Source organism: Schaalia odontolytica (assembly GCF_009730335.1).
Classification (GTDB): domain Bacteria; phylum Actinomycetota; class Actinomycetes; order Actinomycetales; family Actinomycetaceae; genus Pauljensenia; species Pauljensenia dentiphila.
Map to the genome: position 1 here is coordinate 171023 of NZ_CP046315.1, position 20936 is coordinate 191958.

At 67.5% G+C, this 20936-nt stretch carries 19 protein-coding genes and 2 pseudogenes; 13 read left to right on the forward strand and 8 right to left on the reverse strand.

Annotated features, from left to right (window positions below; all coding sequences use genetic code 11):
• The first annotated feature begins 78 nt into the window (after positions 1-78).
• The 7 genes from FOC40_RS00800 to FOC40_RS00825 all read left to right on the forward strand — a co-directional run bounded on the left by FOC40_RS00800 (position 79) and on the right by FOC40_RS00825 (position 6481).
• Positions 79-1545, forward strand: coding sequence for an adenosylhomocysteinase (locus tag FOC40_RS00800; RefSeq protein ID WP_155844088.1), 1467 nt, complete (start codon positions 79-81; stop codon positions 1543-1545).
• An 83-nt stretch (positions 1546-1628) separates the two neighbouring features.
• Positions 1629-2921, forward strand: a complete 1293-nt coding sequence (locus tag FOC40_RS00805) for an amidohydrolase family protein (protein WP_003797037.1) — start codon at positions 1629-1631, stop codon at positions 2919-2921.
• Positions 2922-2974: 53 nt separating this feature from the next.
• Positions 2975-3424: a cupin domain-containing protein gene (locus FOC40_RS00810; protein WP_003797039.1), complete on the forward strand. Its 450-nt coding sequence runs from the start codon at positions 2975-2977 to the stop codon at positions 3422-3424.
• Positions 3425-3568: 144 nt separating this feature from the next.
• Entirely contained in the window at positions 3569-3721 is a 153-nt protein-coding gene (locus FOC40_RS10535) for a hypothetical protein (RefSeq protein WP_003797040.1), read from the forward strand.
• A 232-nt stretch (positions 3722-3953) separates the two neighbouring features.
• On the forward strand, positions 3954-4817 hold the full coding sequence (locus FOC40_RS00815) for an ABC transporter substrate-binding protein (protein ID WP_003797042.1): 864 nt from the start codon (positions 3954-3956) through the stop codon (positions 4815-4817).
• A gap of 12 nt (positions 4818-4829) precedes the next feature.
• Positions 4830-5702 (forward strand): amino acid ABC transporter permease, encoded by an 873-nt coding sequence (locus FOC40_RS00820; RefSeq protein WP_003797044.1) that lies wholly within the window; start codon positions 4830-4832, stop codon positions 5700-5702.
• Positions 5702-6481, forward strand: a complete 780-nt coding sequence (locus FOC40_RS00825; RefSeq protein WP_003797046.1) for an amino acid ABC transporter ATP-binding protein — start codon at positions 5702-5704, stop codon at positions 6479-6481. Before FOC40_RS00820 ends, FOC40_RS00825 begins: the two co-directional genes overlap by 1 nt.
• A gap of 113 nt (positions 6482-6594) precedes the next feature.
• Here the strand turns inward: FOC40_RS00825 and FOC40_RS00830 are convergent, their stop codons facing one another.
• Positions 6595-7014, reverse strand: coding sequence for a hypothetical protein (locus FOC40_RS00830; protein ID WP_003797047.1), 420 nt, complete (start codon positions 7012-7014; stop codon positions 6595-6597).
• A 59-nt stretch (positions 7015-7073) separates the two neighbouring features.
• Positions 7074-8009: an alpha/beta fold hydrolase gene (locus tag FOC40_RS00835; RefSeq protein WP_003797050.1), complete on the reverse strand. Its 936-nt coding sequence runs from the start codon at positions 8007-8009 to the stop codon at positions 7074-7076.
• 23 nt (positions 8010-8032) lie between these two features.
• On the opposite strand from FOC40_RS00835, the gene FOC40_RS00840 reads away from it, so the two are divergent.
• Both FOC40_RS00840 and FOC40_RS00845 read left to right on the forward strand, forming a co-directional pair.
• Positions 8033-8782, forward strand: coding sequence for an NADPH-dependent oxidoreductase (locus FOC40_RS00840; RefSeq protein WP_003797052.1), 750 nt, complete (start codon positions 8033-8035; stop codon positions 8780-8782).
• Between the two features lie 109 nt (positions 8783-8891).
• Positions 8892-9545: a hypothetical protein gene (locus FOC40_RS00845; RefSeq protein WP_039929849.1), complete on the forward strand. Its 654-nt coding sequence runs from the start codon at positions 8892-8894 to the stop codon at positions 9543-9545.
• 63 nt (positions 9546-9608) lie between these two features.
• Here FOC40_RS00845 and FOC40_RS00850 read toward each other — a convergent pair whose 3' ends face one another.
• The 4 genes from FOC40_RS00850 to FOC40_RS00865 form a co-directional block, all read right to left on the reverse strand.
• A complete protein-coding gene (locus FOC40_RS00850; RefSeq protein ID WP_003797057.1) occupies positions 9609-10079 on the reverse strand; it encodes a response regulator in 471 nt (156 codons plus the stop codon).
• Positions 10076-12184, reverse strand: a complete 2109-nt coding sequence (locus tag FOC40_RS00855; RefSeq protein ID WP_003797059.1) for a sensor histidine kinase — start codon at positions 12182-12184, stop codon at positions 10076-10078. Before FOC40_RS00855 ends, FOC40_RS00850 begins: the two co-directional genes overlap by 4 nt.
• Position 12185: 1 nt before the next feature.
• Positions 12186-13598 carry an SLC13 family permease gene (locus tag FOC40_RS00860; protein WP_003797061.1) on the reverse strand — a complete coding sequence of 471 codons (1413 nt, stop codon included), beginning with the start codon at positions 13596-13598 and terminating at the stop codon, positions 12186-12188.
• A gap of 196 nt (positions 13599-13794) precedes the next feature.
• Positions 13795-14874 (reverse strand): LLM class flavin-dependent oxidoreductase, encoded by a 1080-nt coding sequence (locus FOC40_RS00865; protein ID WP_003797063.1) that lies wholly within the window; start codon positions 14872-14874, stop codon positions 13795-13797.
• A gap of 450 nt (positions 14875-15324) precedes the next feature.
• Between FOC40_RS00865 and FOC40_RS00870 the strand changes: the two genes are divergently transcribed.
• The 4 genes and pseudogenes from FOC40_RS00870 to FOC40_RS00885 all read left to right on the forward strand — a co-directional run bounded on the left by FOC40_RS00870 (position 15325) and on the right by FOC40_RS00885 (position 19570).
• Positions 15325-16101 carry a zinc ribbon domain-containing protein gene (locus FOC40_RS00870; RefSeq protein ID WP_231126033.1) on the forward strand — a complete coding sequence of 259 codons (777 nt, stop codon included), beginning with the start codon at positions 15325-15327 and terminating at the stop codon, positions 16099-16101.
• Between the two features lie 655 nt (positions 16102-16756).
• Positions 16757-17212: pseudogene (locus tag FOC40_RS10810) on the forward strand (hypothetical protein).
• A gap of 88 nt (positions 17213-17300) precedes the next feature.
• Positions 17301-17669, forward strand: coding sequence for a Cd(II)/Pb(II)-sensing metalloregulatory transcriptional regulator CmtR (gene cmtR / locus FOC40_RS00880; protein WP_003791506.1), 369 nt, complete (start codon positions 17301-17303; stop codon positions 17667-17669).
• Positions 17666-19570 carry a heavy metal translocating P-type ATPase gene (locus tag FOC40_RS00885; protein WP_003797070.1) on the forward strand — a complete coding sequence of 635 codons (1905 nt, stop codon included), beginning with the start codon at positions 17666-17668 and terminating at the stop codon, positions 19568-19570. The genes cmtR and FOC40_RS00885 overlap by 4 nt, the downstream gene beginning before the upstream one ends.
• 36 nt (positions 19571-19606) lie before the next feature.
• Here the strand turns inward: FOC40_RS00885 and FOC40_RS00890 are convergent.
• A pseudogene (locus tag FOC40_RS00890) lies at positions 19607-19852 on the reverse strand (LLM class flavin-dependent oxidoreductase); the annotation flags it as partial.
• 369 nt (positions 19853-20221) lie between these two features.
• On the reverse strand, positions 20222-20605 hold the full coding sequence (locus FOC40_RS00895) for a hypothetical protein (protein ID WP_155844089.1): 384 nt from the start codon (positions 20603-20605) through the stop codon (positions 20222-20224).
• Positions 20606-20936: the final 331 nt, after the last annotated feature.

The window sequence follows — 20936 nt, forward strand, 5'->3', positions numbered from 1 at the left end:
CGCGATTCTATGAGGGTCTGCCCTGGTCTCCCCCTGGCTCATCCCCGATATTAACGCTGCAGTTGCTACGTTTGACGCATGAACCGCGCCCTGGATCCCCTCGCCGCCCAGCTGCTGCTACGCGCCTATGCGCGGGCCACAAACATGCTCATCGCAGGGCGTTCCTTCGCGACGGACGACCCGACGCTGGCCGCCCTGCTGCGCGCGTTCGGCGCCCACGTGCGCCCGATTGCCGAGGCCGAAGGGACCCCGGCCTCGCCCCCGGTCGTCTTCGCGCTCGAGGAGGACGCGGCCCCCACGCCCGGAGCGATCACGGTCCTGGCGCCCGGAGGCGTCTTCCGCGCCGTCATTGCCCCCGACGGGCGCACCATCACGGGCCCCGGCGACGAGGGACGCATCGAGTGGGCGCGCGCCCGCATGCCCGTCACCGAGGCGGCGGCACACGCCCTGGCTCCCCTGGTGGCGGGCCGAAGCGTGGGGCTCTCCCTCGTCCTGGAGCCGAAAACGGCGGCACTGGCTCTCATGCTCTCCGAGGCCGGGGCGCGCGTGAGCGTCTTCGGCTGGGCATCCGAGACCCGCGAGGACGTCGCTGCCCGCCTGCGCGACGCCGGCATCCCCGTCTTCGCGGACTCGCGCGCCTCCCGCGAGCGCGAGTGGGAGCTCGCACGCGAGTTTTTGGCCCAGCGCAGCGAATTCCTGCTGGATGACGGCTCCCACCTGATCCGCCTGGCGCACGATACGGAACGCTGCCCGGGTGTCCTGGACGCGCTGGTCGGCGCTGCGGAGGAGACCACCTCGGGGCTGCGCCCCCTGCGTTCTTTCGATCTGCGCATTCCGATCCTAGCCTCGAACGATGCGCGTTCGAAGACCCTGTTCGACAACGCCTACGGGACGGGCCAGTCGTGCTGGACGACGATCCTCGACCTGATCGACCCACGCGGCGTCGGCGGGCCCGTGGCGGGGATGAGCGTCGTCGTCATCGGCTACGGCGACGTGGGCCGCGGCTGCGCGCGCTTCGGCGCGGCGCTCGGGGCGCGCGTAACCGTCGTGGAGCTGGACCCCGTGCGCGCCCTGCAGGCGTCGATGGACGGGTTCGCCGTGGCCTCGCTGCAGGAGGCCACTGCGAGCGCCGGCATGCTGATCTCCGCGACGGGCGAGCGGGCGACGATCCCGCTAAGCGCACTGGAGGCGGCGCCCGAGGGCGCGATCGTCACGGTCGCCGGCGGCGTCGACGGGGAAGTATCCATCGACGAGGCCGTAGCCGCCTCCTGGGTCATGGCCGAGTCGGGCGATCCCCACGTGCAGACCCTGACCAGCCCCTCCGGCAAGACGCTACACATCCTCGAGCGCGGGGAGGGCATCAACTACACGGCGGGCGAAGGAAACCCCATCGAGATCATGGACATGAGCTTCGGCGTGCAGCTGGCATCCCTGCGCGAGCTCCTCACCCGCGAAGGCGAGCTGGCCCCCGGCCTGCACGACCTGCCGCGCGAGGCCGACGACGCGGTCGCCGCAGCAGCGCTCGGCGCCCTGTCCCTGTCATAGTCGCAGCTCACGTCCACCGGCGGGCCGGTGCGCCCGCCCCGCTTCTACACTGTTAGTCAGCGTCCCCCACTGAAAGGTCCCCCATGAGCGACGTGGTCGTCTGGTCCGCCGGCATGGTCATCCCGATCACCGCCCCCTCGATCCTCGACGGCGCTGTTGCCGTGCGCGACGGGCGCATCGAGCACGTGGGCGCGCGCGACTGGGTCGTCGAAACGCTCACGCAGCGCGGCCTTTCCTTCACCGAACGCCACTTTGACGGCGTGCTGCTCCCCGGCCTCGTCAATGCGCACACGCACCTGCAGTACACGGGCATGGCGTCCGTGGGCGCGGGGCAGTACCGCGGTTTCGACGATTGGGCGCGCGCCTTCGACGAGGTCTACGACGCGGGCGGCCTGGACTGGGGAGGCGACGCGGCCGCCGGCGCCCGGCTGCTCCTGGAAAGCGGCACAACCGCCGCCGCCGACGTGGTGACGGACGCGGCCGCGGCCTCGGCCCTGCACGACGCCGGACTGCACGGCGTCGCCTACTGGGAGGTCATGAGCTGGTCGAACGAGGAGTGGCGAGCCCGAGGAGAACGCGAGGTCTCCGCATCCCTCGACGCCATGCCGACCCCTCCGGCTGTGGGCATCTCCCCGCACGCCCCCTACTCCCTTGACGCCGAGCCGCTGCTGGATCTGCCGGACATGGCCAGGCGTCGCGGCATGCGCATCCACATCCACCTGGGCGAGTCCCACTCCGAGGCCGAATGGTCCGAAACGCGCACGACCGCCCTGGCGGACCTGTGGAAGAGCGAGCATTCCTCGTCATTCACGGCGATGCGCTCGCGCGGGGGTGGCTTCTCGTCAACGCAGTTCGTCGACCAGCTGGGCGTCCTCGGACCCGACTGCCACGTCGCCCACGGCGTGTACATGCGGGCCGACGACCGCCGGCGACTGCGCGCCCGCCAGACGGCCGTGGCGCTGTGCCCGCGCTCGAACCGGGTGATTGGCCTGGACGCGCCGCCCGTCGGCGCCTACCTCACCGAGGGCAATATGATCGCGGTGGGCACGGACTCTCTGTCCTCCTCTCCGTCCCTCGACCTGCTCGAGGACGTCGCCCTCCTCTTCGACCTGGCGCAAGCGCAGGGTTATGAGGATCAGGACCTGGCGCGCCGCCTCCTGCAGGCCGCAACCTTGGGCGGTGCCACCGCGATGGGCCTGGCGACCGGACCTGATCGCCTCGGTCAGCTCCAGTCGGGCGCGGTCGCCGATATGTGCGTCATCGACGTGCCCGTCACCTCGATCGTGGAGACCATCGATACCGTTGCCCGCCACGGTGCCGGTCGCGTCGTCGAGACCGTCGTGTCCGGGCACGTGCGCTACTCGGCCTCGCGCTAACCCTGTCGTTTCCCTTTCGCTCAGCCTCCCTTTCCCTTCGTTTGGAGCTTCGCATGACCGACGTGTCCCCGCTGATTGATGCCATGGGCCTCGCGCCCCACCCCGAGGGCGGCCACTACCGCCGTACGTGGACCGCGCCCGCGCAGGTGGACACGCCGCGCGGGAGCCGCCACAGCGCCTCCGCGATCATCTTCCTCCTCGACCGCGACAAGGAGGCTCGCTGGCACCTCGTTCACTCCGACGAACTGTGGATCTGGTCGGGGCCCGGCGCCCTCGAGGTGCACCTGGGAGGCAGCGGGGACGCCCCCGAGGCCGACCCGCGCATCGTGACGTTGGGTTCTCCGGCCGGAACGCAGGCCTCCGATGCGAGCAACCCCGTGCAGATCCTCGTGCCCGCCGGCACCTGGCAGCGCACCTTCGCCCGCAGCGACTACGCGCTGGCCACCTGCGTCGTCTCCCCCGAGTTCACCTTCGACGACTGGAAGCTCGCCGAGGGGGCCTAAGCCCGACGGCACACTGTCCCACGCCTCGAACGCACAGGGAACGAACGCGCCGCGGAACGCCTTGAACGCGCGAGCACCACGTGTCGGGCATAGGGTGAGACCATCCGCTCGACCAATACGAGCGGCTCGTTCCAAGGAGGAAACATGGGTCTGGAAGATCTGAAGAAGCAGGCTGAAGAGGGTCTCGAGAAGGCCAAGGAAACCTTCGGCGAAGAAAACGTCGAGAAGGCCGTAGAGGCTGCCAAGGACAAGGCGACCGAGGTCGTCTCCGATCTGAAGGACAAGTTCCAGAAGTGATCTGACGGGAGGGCCGGGCCGGCGTGGCCCGGCCCTTTCGCATACCCACACACCACTGTGTCCCATCCCCCAACCCCACGAAACCCCAACGATTTCAACATTTCCCCAGCCCAGGCCTCGTTCCATTGTTTCGTGCAGCGAAACGACGCCAGCGCATTGTGCGGCGCGCCTATACGCTCATCGAGTCAGACCCGCCCACAAGGCGGAATCCCCCACGTCACCGGGAGGCCCCATGCGCCGCTCTGTCCGTTCCCTCGCTGCCGTCGCCGCCATCGCGGCCCTCGGCCTGGCCGCCTGCACGGGCGGCACGAGCTCCTCTTCTTCCGCCGACGCCGAGCAGACCTACGGCCCCGGCGCGCTGCCGACCGTGACGGAAGGCAAGCTCACCGTCGCCACCTCCGATCCCGCCTACTCGCCGTGGATCCTGGACAACGACCCAGCCTCAGGCGAAGGCTACGAGTCGGCCGTCATCTACGCCCTGGCCGAGGAACTCGGCTACACCGCCGACAACGTCCAGTGGGTGCGCGCCACCTTCGACGCGTCGATCACCCCCGGCGCCAAGGACTGGGACCTGAACATCCAGCAGTTCTCCATCACCGACGAGCGTAAGAACGCCGTGGACTTCACGTCCCCGTACTACACGACCACCTCGGCGATCATCACCAAGGCCGGCACCCCGGCCGCCGACGCGAAGTCCATCGCTGACCTCAAGGACGTCCTGATCGGCGTCCAGGCCGGCACGACGTCGCAGCAGTTCGCCTCCGATCACCTGGAGTCCGGCCTCAGCCAGAAGCTGCAGATGTTCAACTCCTCCGACGACACGGTCCTGGCCCTGCAGACGGGCCGCGTGGACGCGATCGTCGTCGACCTGCCAACCGCGTTCTACATGGTCTCCGCGCAGATCGATGACGGCGTCATCATCGGCCAGTTCGACGACACGACGGGCGGCGAGGAATACGGCATCGTCCTGCCCAAGGGCTCCAAGCTCACCCCCACGGTCTCCGCCGCGGTCGACCGCCTGGCTGAGTCCGGCAAGCTTGCCGAACTGCAGGAAAAGTGGCTGAACGAGGCACAGAACGTACCCACCCTCAAGTGAGGCCCCACACTCATGAGTGACTACTCAAGTAACGCGGCGGCCACGCTCACCGTTTCGGCGGTGGAGCGTGGCCGCCGCGCTTATCGGCGCAAGCAGACGGTCCGGTCGATTCTCATCTCCCTAGCTTCCACGATCGTGGTCGCGGGAGTCCTCATCGCCGTGGTCGTCAACTCCGACGGCTGGGAGGCCACCCGCAACACCTTCTTCAACGGCAAGTACTTCGTCGAGGCCTTCCCCCAGGTCCTCTCCGGCCTGTGGCTCAACATCCGGATCCTGCTGATCTCGGTGCTGGGCGTCGCCGTCTTCGCAACCCTGCTGGCGGCCGCGCGCACGCTGGCCGGTCCCGTGTTCTTCCCGATCCGCTTCCTGGCGGCTGCGTACACGGATATTTTCCGAGGCGTCCCCTTCCTGGTCGTCCTCTACCTGATCGGCTTCGGCATCCCCGCGCTCAACCCGACGACGCGTATCCCAACCGCGTTCCTGGGCACGGTCGCGCTGATCCTCACGTACTCCTCGTACGTCGCCGAGGTGCTGCGCGCAGGCCTGGACTCCGTGCACCCCTCCCAGCGTTACGCAGCGCGCTCGCTGGGCCTGTCTCACGGGCAGACGCTGCGCATGATCATCGTTCCGCAGGCGATCCGCAAGGTGACCCCCGCCCTGATGAACGACTTCATCTCCATGCAGAAGGACGTCGGCCTGATCTCGGTCCTGGGTGCGGTCGACGCGATCCGTTCGGCACAGATGGTCCAGGCTAAGACCTACAACATGACGTCCTACGTCGTCGCCGGCCTGCTGTTCATCATCTTGTCGTTCCCCTTCATTCGCCTGTCGGACTGGTACACGGCCCGACTGCGTAAGCGCGAGCAGATGGGAGGCACCGTCTGATGTCGGTCCCCACGAATTACGAGGCCTCCCCCACCTCGGACAACACCACCCCGGTCCTGCGCGCCGTCGGCATCGTCAAGCGCTTCGGAGACAACATCGTCCTGCGCGGCCTGGACCTGGACGTCGCAGCGCACGAGGTCGTGGTCCTCCTGGGCGCGTCTGGCTCGGGCAAGTCGACGCTGCTGCGCTGCGCGAACCTGCTCGAGCGGGTGGACGACGGCCAGATCTTCTTGGCCGGCGAGGACATCACGGACCCGCGCGCGAACGCGGATCAGATCCGCGCGCGCATCGGCGTCGTGTTCCAGCACTACAACCTGTTCCCGCACATGTCAGTGCTGGACAACGTGACCCTGGCCGCCCGCAAGGTGCACAGCTGGGAGAAGGAACGCGCACACGAGCGCGGCATGGAGCTGTTGGACCGCATCGGCTTGAAGGACAAGGCGAAGGAGTATCCGGATCGCCTGTCGGGTGGCCAGCAGCAGCGCGTCGCCATCGCACGCGCCCTCGCCACAAACCCGGAGCTGCTCCTCCTGGATGAGATCACGGCTGCGCTGGACCCGGTGCTCGTCGGCGAGGTCCTGGACCTCGTGCGCGAGATCAAGGAGCAGGGATCGACCATCCTCATGGCGACGCACGAGATCAGCTTCGCCCGCCAGGCGGCAGACCGCGTCGTGTTCCTGCGAAACGGACAGATCGTCGAACAGGGCCCGCCCGAGCAGGTCATCGACAACCCGCGCGAGCAGGCCACCAGGGACTTCCTGGCGCGCATCCTACACTGAGCGCCGGGCCGGGCGTCGGCAACGCTGGCGCCCGGCTTTCGTTCTCCCGCACGAGGCAACGCACAGGGCCCAGGATCCGCAGATCCTGGGCCCAAAGCGTTGTCAGTTTGGAATCAGTTGGCGCCCTCGGTGATGGTCACCTTGAAGTCGGTGGTGATGCCGTCCGGATCGGTCAGGCTCACGGTCACCGGGTCGTCTTCCTCGCCCAGCGCACGCAGCGGGTGCAGGGTGACGACGTTCTTCTCGGACTTGCCGACCTCGAGGGCCGTGGGGTCAGAAACCTCGATCTTCCACTTGGCGGCCTTGTCGGATTCGGCCAGCTTGATCTTCAGGTCGCGCTTCTCGGGGACCTTGATGCCGCTGTCGTCGATCTGAGCGATGGGACGCTCAACCGTCTTGACATCCTTCGGGGTCACGTAGGAGTGAGCGGAATCGGAATCGGTGGCGCAGCCGGTCAGGGCGGTCACGCCCAGGCCGAGAGCCAGCACTGCAGTAAGGATGGAACGCTTGTTCATAAACACAATACTAAGCATCCATCCGCACAGATACGCATCACAAGGCCCGTTTTGGGACGATGTCACAGCATCTCGCGTCACATGGACCAGACCAGCGCCCCCGATTCCACGTCCGTCCAGTACGAGCTAGCAAACTCCGCCCACTGCTGCGGGAACTGCAGCTGCGGGCTATGCGTGCCCCCTCGGATGATGCTCTCGCGAGCCCCCAGGTCTGCGGCCTCCTCGGCGTACCACGACGGCGGCCAGATCTCATCCAGGTCCCCGTACAGCACGTGCACGGGCACGCCCGTAGCTGCGAGCGCCGGGGTGTCGGGGCGCAGCTGGGAGAGGATGCGGGCGATGCCCACCAGGTTTTCCGAGGCCGTGTCCAGCGCTCGGATACGTTGAAACTCCGCCCATCCGACGCCGGGTTCGTCAAAGTTCATGTCGGGGAAGTAGGTGCGCAGCACCTGCTGGCGCGCGCCGGGGCCCGTGGGCAGGGGGTCAAGGATCGGCAGGGTGTTCATCCAGTCGTAGACGGCCCGACCCGAGCAGAACAGGGTCACGGAGGCGAAGAGGTCGGGGCGCTTGACGACGGCCGCGCGCGCGACGATGCCTCCGAAGGAGTGGCCCACGAGGTGCACGCGACCCGTAGTCCCGGCCCAGGCCTCGGCGACGGCGATGAGGTCGCCGACAAAGTCGCTCATCCCGTACGCGCCCAGGCCGGCGTGCGCGGCGGACCCGCCCTGGCCTCGCTGCGAGTAGGCCAGGACATCCCAGCCAGCCTCCCCGAGGAACGGCAGGACGGTCGAGTAGTCCTCCTTGGACCCCGTGTATCCGGGGACGAGGAGCGCGCGGTTCTCCCCCGCACCCCCCGGGGCCGACACCGCTGAGATCGCAGGCGTGCCGTCGACGAGGGCGGGGGCGCTCGGGCCGGTCAGCAGGCCACTGAGCTCGCCGGCCGGGGAGGGGACGGCAACGGCAGTCACGCGCGAGTCCAGAGCGAAGGGACCGAAAGGCTCTATCTGTTTCACGCACCCAATCGTAGAATGAACGCATGACAAACGAGCCGATTGCGAGCCAGCTCGCCCACCGCACGATCCGTGCCTACAAGGACCAGCCCCTCACCGAGGCAGAGGTCACGACGCTCATGGACGTGGCGCGCCATACCGCAACCTCTTCCTTCCTCCAGGCGTGCACGATCCTGCACATCACCGACCCGCAGGTGCGCGAGACGATCGGCACCGCCTCCGGCCAGCCCTACGTGGGCGGCACGAAGGGCGACCTGTTCATCTTCGTCGCCGACCTGTACCGCAACAGCCGCATCCGCGCCGAACAGGGTGTTTCCTCGGAGGCACTGGGCTCGATCAACCTGTTCCTCACGGCACTCGAGGACGCGCTCCTGGCCGCGCAGAACGTGGTCGTGGCCGCCGAGTCGATGGGCCTGGGCACCGTGTACCTCGGCTCGATCCTCGCCGATCCACGCCCCGTTGTGAAGGCGCTGGAACTGCCGGAGCTGACGTTCCCGGTTCTCGGCCTGCTCGTCGGCCACCCGAACCAGGAACCCGGCCAGAAGCCGCGCATGCCCCTGTCGGTCGTCACCGCGAAGAACACGTACCCACGCGTCGAGTCCTACTCCGAGACGCTCGCCGACTACGACCGCGAGGTCACCGAGTACTACGACCTGCGCTCGGGTTCGCGCCTCGAGTCCTTCTCACACCTGGTCGCCACCAACATCGGCGTGGGCGGCGCGCACGTCTCCCCCATCATGGAGGTCCTCAACGAACAGGGCCTGTGCCTGCGCTGATTCTCCCTCATTGACGAGGCCGTGGCCTCCCCTCGTGGTCACCTGACGACCGCCCGGGGCGCCGCGGCCTCGTCGCATGCCGTGCTTGTCGCGCGCTTACAATGAGCGCATGGCTGAGCTTGGTTTTTCCACCTACGTGTTTATTGAGCGCATCGCCACGAACGCGGCCGCGCTGCACCCCTTCCCGGAACACAACGTTGCGCTCGTGCGGGACGCGCTGGCGGACGCGGGCTTCGATATCACGCTCCTCGGCCCTGACGCGCCGGAGGTCGGCGAGGGCGTGTACTTCCAGTCCGAACCCTTCGGGGACGAGGTCATGGGCCTCCTCGCGGACGCCCTCACCTTGCGCGGTATCGGCGCCTACGCCTACGCCCTCGTGGATTCGTCGCTGGGCGGGGACTTGGCGGACATCGCGCTGTTCACCCGCGTGGGCGACGTGTTCCCCCGTCACGGACGCCACATCCTCATGACGCGCATGTACATTCAGCGTACCCTCTCGGGCGCAGGCAACAAGGCCGTGACCTGGGCGTTTGGCTCCCCCACCGACCTGGAGGAGGCGAACCGCTTGCTGTCGGAGAAGTTCGACACCGAGCCGGTGACGGATCCGCGCGGGATGGCCGCCATCGAGATCCGTCACCCCGAGTTCGCCGCGGGAACGGCCGAGCCGATGGTCCTCCTCGACGAGATCTTCCAGGTGCTGGGCGCCGCCGGATTCGAGGGCATCACGATGTGCAACGACCCAGGCCAGCCGGCGCAGGGCTGACACGAATCGCAAGGGCCGCCGCACAGCAGTTTGTGGCTGTGCGGCGGCCCTTCACTGTGGGGTTTAGCGGATCGCCTCCATGATGCGCACGCCGTCGAGCACGCTCACGTAGGGCAGGGGGTTCACGCCGGACTCAAGCACGTACTCCGTGAGCTGGTCGCGCACGACCGTTTGCAGCTCCTCGGGATTCCACGGCTTGCCGATGTAGTAATCCAGGCCCGCCTGGTTCACGGCGCGGATCGTGTCGGACTGGTCCGCCTGGCCGGTGACCAGCACCGTGCGGGTCGCGCCGAAACGCTCATCCTTCATGAGCTCCACGAGGAAGTCAACGCCCGACTTTCCGGGCAGGCGATGGTCGGACAGGACCAGCGCCAACTCGTCCCCGTCCTCGACGATCTCGTCAATGACGGTCCATGCGTCGTCAACGTCCTCGGCGACTTCGAGCCGGATCTTGTCCCAGAACTGTTCAAGATCACGCTCGAGCGCGTCGCGCACGTCCGCTTCGTCCTCAAGGGACAGGATTGTCAGGGTCATGATTCCTCCTCGTGTGGTTGGGCGGGCAACGAGATCCGCATGATCGTGGATCCCGGGTGAGAGTCGATCGTGAGGGTACCCCCATGATCGGCGATAATGGATCGGACGATGGACATGCCCATGCCCAGCCCGAATCGGACGCGCCCCGCCTTGGTGGTGAAGTGCGGCTCCATGATCTTGTCGACGATTCCCGGGTCGATGCCCGGACCGTTGTCCTGGATGTTGATGCTCACGCCCTCGGGCGTGGGACGCACGGTGATGCGGATGATGGCCTCGGCCTCGCCGCGGGCAGGCAGCTCGGGCACGCCGCCCGATGCCTCGGCGGCCGCAACCAGATCGGCTGTCTCATCTTCGATGGCCTCGGCGGCGTTGACGATGAGGTTCGTCCACACCTGCTGCAGCTTCGCGGGGTGCGCGCGCACGGCCGGCACATCCTCATAGTCACAGTCGATGCGGATGCCTCGGACCCTGTGAGCGGTGAGCCGCAGAACATCGTCGATGCCTTCACGCACGTCCACGGGCTTGAGGTCCTCAGCGTCCGGGCGCGCATATCCCTTGAGGGACTGGGTCAGCTCGATGACGCGGTCACCCGCGGCGAGCACCGAGCGCAGGGACCCGCCCAGACGCGCCCCGGCTTCGTACGCGTCGATACCTCCCGGGATCTGCGCGAGCGCACGCGCACCCTCCGCCCCCTGAATCCCCGCGCGCACGAGGCGCCGGGCGAGCGTGCGGTCGCCGACGACGGGCAGGAGCTCCTTCATGAGGGCGCGCTCAACCGACGTGGAGCACGGGGGTGCGGTCAGCGCCCGGGCCATCGCTTCCCTCGACGAGGCCGTGGCCGGGGCCGCGAGCGCCGCGTCGACGTCCTCGTACAGATGCTTGGCGGCGCGCACGAGGGCGGTCACCGGGTTGTTAAGCTCATGGGCGATGCCGGCGCTCAGCTCGCCGAGCATTGCGAAGCGCGCGCGTTCAACCAGCTCGGCGCGGGTAGCGCGCAGGTCCTCGAGCGTGGCCGCGAGGGCCTCCTTCTGGGCCTCAAGGTCCTCGGCAAGCATCGCATTCTCCAGGTGGAGGTCCTCGGCGCGCATGAGGCGACGCGTCAGCGAGCGGATCGCGAGCGCGGTCAGCGTCGCGCCGATCGACGGGTCCTCGGAAATGACGATCTGGAGCTGCTCGGTCGTCAAGCGCACGAGCGTCGCCTCGGTCGCCGTCTCGCCCGTGAAGAACGCGTCCTCGGCGCGGGCCAGCGACACGAGGCCGATGAGAGGTCCCGACGAGGCCAGGTGCGCCAGGACCTCGCCCTGCGGCGAATCCCTGTGCAGGGACACTTGGCCATCAAGGACCAGGTAGACGGCGCCCACCGGCTCGCCCTGGGTCACCAGCTGCGTCCCCTCGGGGACAATCAGCCGAGGCCTCTGGCCGAGCACTCGCTCGACGCCGGCAAGGAGCTCCATGACCACCTCTCGCTCGTCTCGGTCGAGCCCCTCCAAGAGCGGGCCCTGCACGGCGAAAGGCGGCGGATCAGCGATGAGCGAGCGGATCTGCCTATCCGAATAGCCGCACCCCTGCAGGTAGCGCACCATCGTCGAGTACGCCTGGCCTGCCAGCAGCGGCAACGTCCACGGGGACTTCAGCACCGAGGACAGGGCGCCCGACTGCATGCACCGGGTGAGGTCCCTGTGCTCGGCGGCGTCCGTGACGACCACCCACTGCATGCCGCGCAGCGCCGGGATCGTCGCTGCGCGGTCGATCAGCTCGTCAATGTCGCCCACCTCGGAGGTCACCAGGCCCATGAGGACGTGGTCCCCGGCACGCAGGCTCGCGCCGTACTCCGCCAGGTCGCCGATGCCGTCCACGCGATCGAGGCACAGCCCGGGGAACGCGTTCGCCAAGTCCCGGGTGACCGGTGCCGCTATCGAACGCGAGTCGTCGCCGACGACCAGCAGGTGAATGGGGTATCCCGCGCGGTGCCCGCCGCTGCGCACGTCCGTGCGGGCGAGCACCGACGCGTCCTCGGCCGTGGGTCCCCGCGTCCACCCGTGGGCCAGCCCCGGCCTGGGCTGCGCCTGCGCGCCCGAGCCGGCCACGGCCTCGTCGATGGACACGTCACATCACCCCGATCGCACCCCACGTGAGCGGCGCGACGAACGCCAGGAGGATGATGCCCACGAGGCCCACCACGACGCCGACGACCACCATCTCTCGCGTCGGCGTGGTTCCGGTCGAGTAGGCGATCGCGTTCGGCGGGGTCGAGATGGGCAGGCACATGCCCAGGGAGCAGCCCAGCGCAATGACGATGGCGATCTCGGCTGCGCTGGTTGACACGCTCATCGCCAGGCCCATGCCCATGGGGATGAGGAGGTTCGCCGAGGCGGAGTGCGAGATGACGTTCGAGGTCACCCACCCGATGAGCGCGAGCACGAGGATCAGCAGGGCTCCCGGGATCGACGCCCACTGGATGGCGCCGAGCATCCACTTATCGAGGCCGGTCGCAGCCACCCCAGATCCGAGGGCGATGCCGCCCGCAACGAGCCACAGGACGGGCCAGTCCAGGGCACGCAGGTCGTCCCCGCTCATGACCTTCGTCATCAAAAGGATCACGACCGGCAGGAAGCCGACGACGTTGGAGGAGATGTGGTGGAGCGACTCGGTCATCCACAGCAGGATCGTCGCGCCCGCGACCGCGTAGAAGATCATCGCGTTGCGTGACTTCTCGAAGCGAGCCGACGTGTCGATGTCGAAGCTCGCGTCGGCGGGGATGTAGCGCCACGCGATGAACGCCCACGACAGGGCCAGGAGCACCAGCATGAGGGGGACGGCCGCGAGCATCCACTGCAGGAAGGTTACGCTCACCCCCGCGTTCTCCAGCGCCCCCAGCGCGATGGCGTTGGGAGGCGTACCCACCGGTGTTCCCATGCCCCCCACGTTCGCGGCCACCGGGATGGACAGGGCGATGCCCGTGCGTGCCTTCCCTTCGGGCAGGGCCATGATGACGGGCATCATGACGGCGAACATGGTTGCCGTCGTCGCGGTGTTGGACATGAACATGCTCATGATGGCGGTGATCAGCATGACGCCCAGGACCGTCAGGCGAGGTTTGCCGATGAAAGGCCGCAGGAGGACCGCCGACAGGGCGCGGTCGAGCTTGTACTTGGCAGCGCCGTCGGCCACCATGAAGCCGCCCAGGAACAGGATGATGACCGGGTTAGCCAGGGCACCAAAGAACTTCGTGTAGGCCGGGGCACCCTCACCCACACTCAGCAGCGCATGGTCCGAAATGAACAGGACCTCCAGGAAAATAACGAGGACGGCCGTGCCCGCGAGCGGCACCGCCTCCGTCACCCACAGCAGAATCGCTGCCAGGAAGATGCCGAACATGCGTGTACCGGCCACATCCAGGCCGGGGAGCTGGATCACGAGGCAGGTGGTGATGGATGCCAGCGCGCCCAGGGCACCCAGGGCCTTGACCGGGTTGAACGCCGCTTTCTTCTTGGAGAAGTCTGCAGGTCGCGTGGACATGTTCTGGGCGGAGCGCGGATTGATTGACACCGCGCCCCTGGAGCGTCGAGCCATTATGGGAAGACCTCATCGTCTTGCGTGGATAATGTCCAACCAGTGTATGCCAGCACACACAAAATGTGAAACCGGGGCGGGGCTTTCCAATACCCCACCCCAGCTTGACGCTCACCCAGTCAGTCGATCCTCGCATGACCCCCTACTCGGCCACGGCCTCGTCGATCTCGTAGCCCGTCGGGAGGACGCCCGGACGCGCCGGCTCCCACCCGAGCGCGGGGGCCACATACTCCGCGAAGTTGCGGATGATCGACCAATTTTCCTCGAATCCGAGCTGGTTGGGGATCGTCAGGAGGAGGGTGTCGGCCTCCGCGAGGGCGCGGTCCTGGCTCAGCTGCTTGATGAGCGTCGAGGGGGCGGCCGCATACGTGCGCCCGAAGGTCGCAATGCTCGAGTCGAGGTGTCCGACCTGGTCTCCCGAGGCACTCAGGCCGTACAGGCCGCGGTCGCGCTCGGACAGGAGCGGGAAGATCGAGCGCGACACGGACACGCGCGGCGTCCAGCCATGGCCAGCCTGCGCCCACGCCTGACGGTAGGCGCGCAGCTGCTCGGCCTGGATGTCACCGAAAGGCTTGTCCCCATGCTCGAAGACCAGGGTCGAGCTCATGAGGTTGATGCCGTCGCGGGCCGCCTGAATCGCCGAGGCGTTGGATCCCGCGCCGTACCAAATCCGGGATCGCAGGCCGGGCGAGTGCGGGAGAACCGGCAGGGGCGTGCCCGGGTTCATCTGCGTCGGGTACTGCTCGCGCAAGGGCGCGGCCTCGGCCATCGGCTTTCCGTCGATGGCGTCGAGGAAGCGCTCGTAGTGGGCGCGGGCGAGGTCGGCGCCATTTCGCTCTTCGGAGCGGTAGCCGAAGGATTCCCATCCCTTGTTGGCGATTTCGGGGGCACCACGGGAGACGCCGAGGGCGGTGCGGCCGTCTGCGATCAGGTCCAGGGCGGCGGCCTCCTCGGCGAGGTAGAGGGGATTCTCGTAGCGCATGTCGATGACACCCGTGCCCACCTCGATGGCCTTCGTGCGCGAGGCGATGGCGGAGAGGAGCGGCATGGGCGCGGCCGCCTGCGCGGCGAAGTGGTGGACGCGGAAGAAGGCGCCGTTGACGCCAAGCTCATCTGCGGCGACAGACAGGTCGATCGCCTGGTGAAGGGACTCGGCGGCAGTGATGCCGTGGCGGCCACCGTTCGAGTAGTGGCCGAAGCTCAGGAATCCGAAGTATTTCATGACGTCACCCTACGCCATATCGGTTGAATGTTCAACTATATCGAGTGTGGGGTGCGAGATAGGAGCGGAGCGCCTGGGCGCCACCCCCTCGCTTTACGCGCGTCAAACGGCACACAGGCCCGTGATTACCCTGTTCACACGGGCGCTACACCCGATCAGTATGCATAACACCCCTTCTGATCGGGTGCAGCGCCCCCTAAAGGGTGCAGCGCTCACCTCCAAAACACTAGCCGTGCCAGCCAAGGCGCCCCACCACCACCCCTTCGGGGAGCATGTTGTCTGACCGCACACGCCATCACCACGCACGCAACAAAAACCGCAGATCCTCAAAGGATCTGCGGTTTCATCGTGCGCGAGGGGGGAGTTGAACCCCCACTCCATCACTGGAACACGGACCTGAACAGCGCCGGTCACTTCACCGCACATGGGTCGGAGTTCTCCGTCGATGCTGTGCGCTACCTGCTCGCGAACCCGCTTCACTGTGGCTACATCAAGCACTACGCGTCGGGTGAGCTGTACCCGGTTCAGGGCGAGGCGTTCCCGCCCATCGTCGGCGAGCAGACGTGGCGGGCCGCGGTGGCGAAGCTGGAGTACAACGTGCGGAGGTCGGCGAGGCAGGGGAACCAGCCGAAGTATCTCCTGTCCACGATCGGGCTGTGCGGGAAGTGCGGCGCGACGCTCGTCTCGGGGACGAACAGCCGCAAGCAGCCGACGTACCGCTGCGGCGAGCAGTTCCATCTCACCCACCAGCGCGAGCCCGTCGATGCGATGGTCACCGAGGCGGTGCTCACGCGTCTGTCCTCGGTGGACGTGCACGACCTCGTGATGCCACAGGAGGACGATGGGCCGGATCGCGAGGAGCTGCTGACGGAGCGGAACGCCCTGGTCGATCGGGTGAAGGAGCTGAGCCCGCTGCTGCGCGACATCCATCATCCGGTCCTGGAGATAACGGCAGCGATCAACGACGTGAAGGCCCGCATCGACGAGATCGACGCGGAGCTGCTCGACCGTTCGGTGTCGGCGGCGGCGAAGCTGCTCGCGGACGTCGAGGAGCCGGTCGGCACCGCGGAGCGCCGCGAGGTGGTCGAGGCGAAATGGAAGGTGTTGGACGTGGACCGCCGCCGGATGCTCGTGGACGAGCTGGTGACGGTGACCATCGAGCCCATCACGCCCGGTCACGTGAAATTCGACCCCGACCTGATTCGGATAGAGCAGCGTCGCGACTGACTCATGAGCCGACTCGTCATTGCAATGGTGAGACGACTCGTGGGAGAATGGTTGCAGACAAGAAGATCCCACCGGGGCCGCGACTTAGAAGCGCGGGGTTCTGCTCCCGGATGAGTAGCCGGTCAAGCAGCCCAAGTACCGTGGCGGGGAACCGGAAGATACTCATGTCTGAGGACTTCGGATGTCTGTCGTTATCGACGTTCCCCGCGCATCCGCGCTCGACAGGCTGAAGCAGCAGAACGAGCCCGAGCAGTCGCAGCAGCAGCTCGGCAGTCCGGAGACGATGGAGCTGTTGACCTCGATCCTCGCCGCCGTCGAGGCGCAGAACACGAGGATCGCCACGCTGACCGAACAGCAGAAGAAGCTCGCGGGGTTCGTGAAGGTCATGGACGAGGAGACGACGAGGCGGCTGGAGCGGATCACGGCCCCGGCGTCAACCTCCTCGCCCTCCAGCGACGTGTCCGCGAGGATCGCGAGTATCGAGAGCAGGCAGAACGAGATCGCGAGCACGCTCGGCGAGTTCGCGCAGAGTCTTAACAGCGAGAGCTTGAACGCCGCGTCGCGGAGCTTGGTCGCGGAGGCGCAGAAGAATCGCACGGCTACAGCCTCGGCGATTGAGGGTCTGAAGGCGCAGGTCACAGCGAACCAGAAGCTCGTGAGCCAGGTCGGCGGCGCGGTCCAGCGGATAGAGAAGCGCACCGAGGAACGGGTCGAGAAGGCTGTCGAGCAGGTCGCCGGGGAGGCTTCGGCCACGATGACCGCGAGCCTCGACGCCTCGAACGCGCGGGCGGAGCGGATCATCGCCGCGACGGCGAAGCTGGAGGCACGACAGCTCTGGTCCGCCGCCGCCGCGATATGCCTCGTTCTCCTGCCGGTGGCCGTGGTCGTCGCCGGTCTCTGGATGGGCATCGCCGGGCTCATCACGGGTGTTCAGTGAGCGCTGGACGTGGACGGGAGCGTGTGGCTCGGCATCGGCCGGTGGCTCGTGGTCGGCGCTGGCCTCGCCGGGGCCAGCTACAGGCTCTTCGCGTCCGTCCGCTGGGTTTCGGGTCTCATGGAGACCTGGAAGGGCCGCGGGATGCCGAAGTGGCCCCGCTGGCACAAGAGGTGATCACGCCTCACGAGGGCAAGCGCGCGCAGCGCGTGCGTCAGCCGCGACAACTGGACATTAGGTCAGCGGCTGCTGTATAGTTCAGTGCATGCTGACCATTGCTTCGCGTCTTGACGTCATGAACCGGCTCGGCCGGGCCATGGCCGACCCGACGCGCTCCCGCATCCTGATGTCCCTGCTCGACAGCCCGAGCCACCCCGCGGTGCTCTCGCGCGAGCTGGGGCTGACCCGCTCGAACGTGTCCAACCACCTGACCTGCCTGCGCGACTGCGGGATCGTGGTCGCCGAGCCCGAGGGCCGCCAGACTCGCTACGAGATCGCCGACCCGCACCTGGCCGCGGCGCTGACGGCACTGGTCGATGTGACCCTCGCCGTGGACGAGAGCGCGCCGTGCATCGACCCGGCCTGCTCGGTTCCGAGCTGCTGCGCCGCGAGCAGTTCGGGGGACGCCTCGTGAGCGCCGCCTGCGGCTGCGACGAGCCGACGACCAGCCCCGCGGACAAGGCAGAGGAGGCAGAGCGCCCGTGGTGGCGTGATCCCGGCCTGGTCGTGCCGATCCTCTCCGGCGTCGCGTTCGGCACCGGCCTGGCGCTGGAGTGGTCGGGGCTGCACATCGCGGCGCTGGTCGCGTTCTGGGCGGGCCTGCTGCTGGGCGCGTACACGTTCGTGCCCGGTGCGATCCGAAATCTCGTTGTGAAGCGCAAGCTCGGGATCGCGCTGCTGATGACGATCAGCGCCGTGGGCGCGGTGATCCTCGGCTACGTCGAGGAGGCGGCCGCGCTGGCGTTCCTCTACTCGATCGCCGAGGCCCTGGAGGACAAGGCGATGGACCGCGCCCGCGGCGGGCTGCGCGCGCTGCTGAAGCTCGTGCCGGAGACCGCGACCGTGCTGCGCGACGGGACCTCCGCCTCGGTCCCGGCCAGGGAGATCGCCGTCGGCGACGTGCTACTGGTCCGCCCTGGCGAGCGGGTCGCGACCGATGGGCTGGTCCGCTCGGGCCGGTCGAGCCTGGACACTTCGGCGATCACCGGTGAATCGATCCCGGTCGAGGTCGCGCCCGGAGAAGCGGTGTCGGCGGGCGCGATCAACAGCGCCGGCGTGCTGGAGGTCGAGGCGACCGCCGCGGGCACCGATAACTCGCTGACCACGATCGTGGAACTGGTAGAGCAGGCCCAGGCCGAGAAGGGTGACCGAGCCCGGATCGCTGACCGGATCGCCCGCCCGCTGGTGCCCGGCGTGATGGTCCTCGCCGTCCTCGTCGGCGTGCTCGGGTCCCTGCTCGGCGACCCGGAGACCTGGATCACCCGCGCCCTGGTCGTCCTCGTCGCGGCCAGCCCCTGCGCGCTGGCGATCGCGGTGCCCGTCACCGTGGTCTCCGCGATCGGCGCGGCGACCAAGTTCGGCGTCGTCATCAAGAGCGGGGCCGCCTTCGAGCGCCTCGGCGGCATCCGGCACCTGGCCGTGGACAAGACCGGCACTCTGACCCGCAACCGGCCCGAGGTAACCGCCATCGTCGCCGCCCATGGGTTCGACGATGCGCAGGTGCTTGCTTGGGCTGCCGCCGTGGAGCAGCACTCGACGCACCCACTCGCCGCCGCCATCGCCGCCGCGGGCCGGGGAACCCCCGCCGCACAGGACGTGGCCGAGGAGGCCGGGCACGGCATCGGTGGCCTGGTCGACGGCCGCAGGGTGGCGGTGGGCAGTCCGCGCTGGATCGACGCCGGTCCGCTCAAGGCCCGGGTCGAGGACCTGGAGGCCGAGGGGCAGACCTGCGTGCTCGTCACCGTCAACAGCTTCCTGGCCGGGGCGATCGGCGTCCGCGACGAGCTGCGCCCCGAGGTCCCCGAGGTCGTACGGACCCTGCGCGACCAGGGTGTCGAGGTGAGCATGCTCACCGGCGACAACTCCCGCACCGCTGCTGCGCTGGCGAAGCTGGCCGGGATCGGCGACGTGCACGCCGAGCTGCGTCCCGAGGATAAGGCTCGCATCGTCGCCGGGTTCTCGGAGACGTCGCCGACCGCGATGATCGGCGACGGCATCAACGACGCGCCCGCCCTGGCCGGGGCGACCGTGGGCATCGCGATGGGCGCGACCGGCTCCGACGCCGCGATCGAGTCCGCCGACGTCGCCTTCACCGGCCACGACCTCGGCCTCATCCCGCAGGCTCTGCGCCACGCCCGCCGCGGCGGCAGGATCATCAACCAGAACATCGTGCTGTCCTTGGCGATCATCACTGTGCTGCTGCCGCTGGCGATCACCGGCGTGCTCGGCCTGGCAGCGGTCGTCCTCGTGCACGAGGTCGCCGAAGTCGTCGTCATCGCCAACGGACTGCGGGCTGCGCGTGCCCGCAAGCAATAGGTATTCCGTCCAACGCCATAACTCAGACATGCGCTAGCGCATGTCGATAACGCCGGTTCCAACCTCGATAGCCTTCGTGCGCGAGGCGATGGCGGAGAGAAGCGGCATGGGCGCGGCCGCCTGCGGGGCGAAGTGGTGGACGCGGAAGAAGGCGCCGTTGACGCCAAGCTGATCTGCGGCGACGGACAGATCGATTGCCTGGTGCAGGGACTGGGCCGCGGTGATGCCGTGGCGGGGGCCGTTCGTGTAGTGACCGAAGCTCAGGAATCCGAAGTATTTCATGACGTCAGCCTATGGGGTGCGATTGAATCTTCAACTATATGGGGTGTGGGATGCGAGATAGGCAGGCTGCCAGTGTCCAATAGTGGGCACCGAGCCGACATGAAGGACCTTTCACGCGCACGTTAACCCGATACGCGCACATGGGCCCTCCAATCCGCACGTTAATCCGATGGGTGGCGGCCTAAACCCGACATGTGGCCACCTGGGCCCGTTCACGCGCACGTTAACCCACCTGGTGGTGGATCGGCCGGGCCGCCACCAAACGGGGGAAATGGCGTCATTAGAGGTACGACACGCCGGCGACACGCCGCCAACCAGCTTCTAATGCTGCAAAACCCCCACCGCAGCCAGCCTCGTGCACCACGTCGCCTACAAGACCTGGGCGCAGGGCCGATTGGCGCGAAAAAACTCGCCCCGCACGGCCCCTTCAGCAGCATTTCCGCGAAAAAGTTCGCCCAGCAAGCGTAAAAACGCCAATTTTGGGGTGTTTTGAGCGTGCAGGGCGAACTTCTTCGCGCTCACGCCCACCACCAGACCAAGCAGGGCGAACTTCTTCGCGCACGAGGCACGACAAGATGGCGACGTTGAAACCGACAACACCACTGCGCGCCCCTGAACAGCAACCATTGAAACCACCATCACCTCTGCACCCGAAAACTGCACCAATAGCACCCATTTCTCACCCGCAAAGGCGACGACGGTTTCAGTCGAGGCTCGGCCGGCACCCGCAAAGGCGATGACGGTTTCAGACAACCGGCCCACCTGGTCAACAGGGCCAGGCGGCGCCACCCATGGGTGGCGGTGGGACCCGATCGGCACATATTCGCATGCAATTCCCCCACGTACACTTCATGCTTTGAAATGTAATCGTTGAAATTCCGGGCTTTTCACTAAGTGACGAACTGCATGTGTCAGGGAATTGCATGCGAAACTGAGGATAGGGAACGCTTCGAGGCGCGGGACCCGGCCGGGCGACCAGTGGGCGGCCAGTGTTACAAATGTCGTCAAACCAACGCGATTCCAATCACCCCGCGAGAGCCCCTGTTACAAACATCGTCAATCTACGCCCAATACCGCCATTTTC

Coding starts and splice junctions, on each gene's coding strand:
- FOC40_RS00845 (WP_039929849.1), top strand. CDS start 8,892: ATGGCTGAGCTTGGTTTTTCCACCTACGTGTTTATTGAGCGCATCGCC.
- FOC40_RS00850 (WP_003797057.1), bottom strand. CDS start 10,079: ATGACCCTGACAATCCTGTCCCTTGAGGACGAAGCGGACGTGCGCGAC.
- FOC40_RS00865 (WP_003797063.1), bottom strand. CDS start 14,874: ATGAAATACTTCGGATTCCTGAGCTTCGGCCACTACTCGAACGGTGGC.
- FOC40_RS10535 (WP_003797040.1), top strand. CDS start 3,569: ATGGGTCTGGAAGATCTGAAGAAGCAGGCTGAAGAGGGTCTCGAGAAG.
- FOC40_RS00840 (WP_003797052.1), top strand. CDS start 8,033: ATGACAAACGAGCCGATTGCGAGCCAGCTCGCCCACCGCACGATCCGT.
- FOC40_RS00805 (WP_003797037.1), top strand. CDS start 1,629: ATGAGCGACGTGGTCGTCTGGTCCGCCGGCATGGTCATCCCGATCACC.
- FOC40_RS00825 (WP_003797046.1), top strand. CDS start 5,702: ATGTCGGTCCCCACGAATTACGAGGCCTCCCCCACCTCGGACAACACC.
- FOC40_RS00820 (WP_003797044.1), top strand. CDS start 4,830: ATGAGTGACTACTCAAGTAACGCGGCGGCCACGCTCACCGTTTCGGCG.
- FOC40_RS00810 (WP_003797039.1), top strand. CDS start 2,975: ATGACCGACGTGTCCCCGCTGATTGATGCCATGGGCCTCGCGCCCCAC.
- FOC40_RS00830 (WP_003797047.1), bottom strand. CDS start 7,014: ATGCTTAGTATTGTGTTTATGAACAAGCGTTCCATCCTTACTGCAGTG.
- cmtR (WP_003791506.1), top strand. CDS start 17,301: ATGCTGACCATTGCTTCGCGTCTTGACGTCATGAACCGGCTCGGCCGG.
- FOC40_RS00815 (WP_003797042.1), top strand. CDS start 3,954: ATGCGCCGCTCTGTCCGTTCCCTCGCTGCCGTCGCCGCCATCGCGGCC.
- FOC40_RS00860 (WP_003797061.1), bottom strand. CDS start 13,598: ATGTCCACGCGACCTGCAGACTTCTCCAAGAAGAAAGCGGCGTTCAAC.
- FOC40_RS00800 (WP_155844088.1), top strand. CDS start 79: ATGAACCGCGCCCTGGATCCCCTCGCCGCCCAGCTGCTGCTACGCGCC.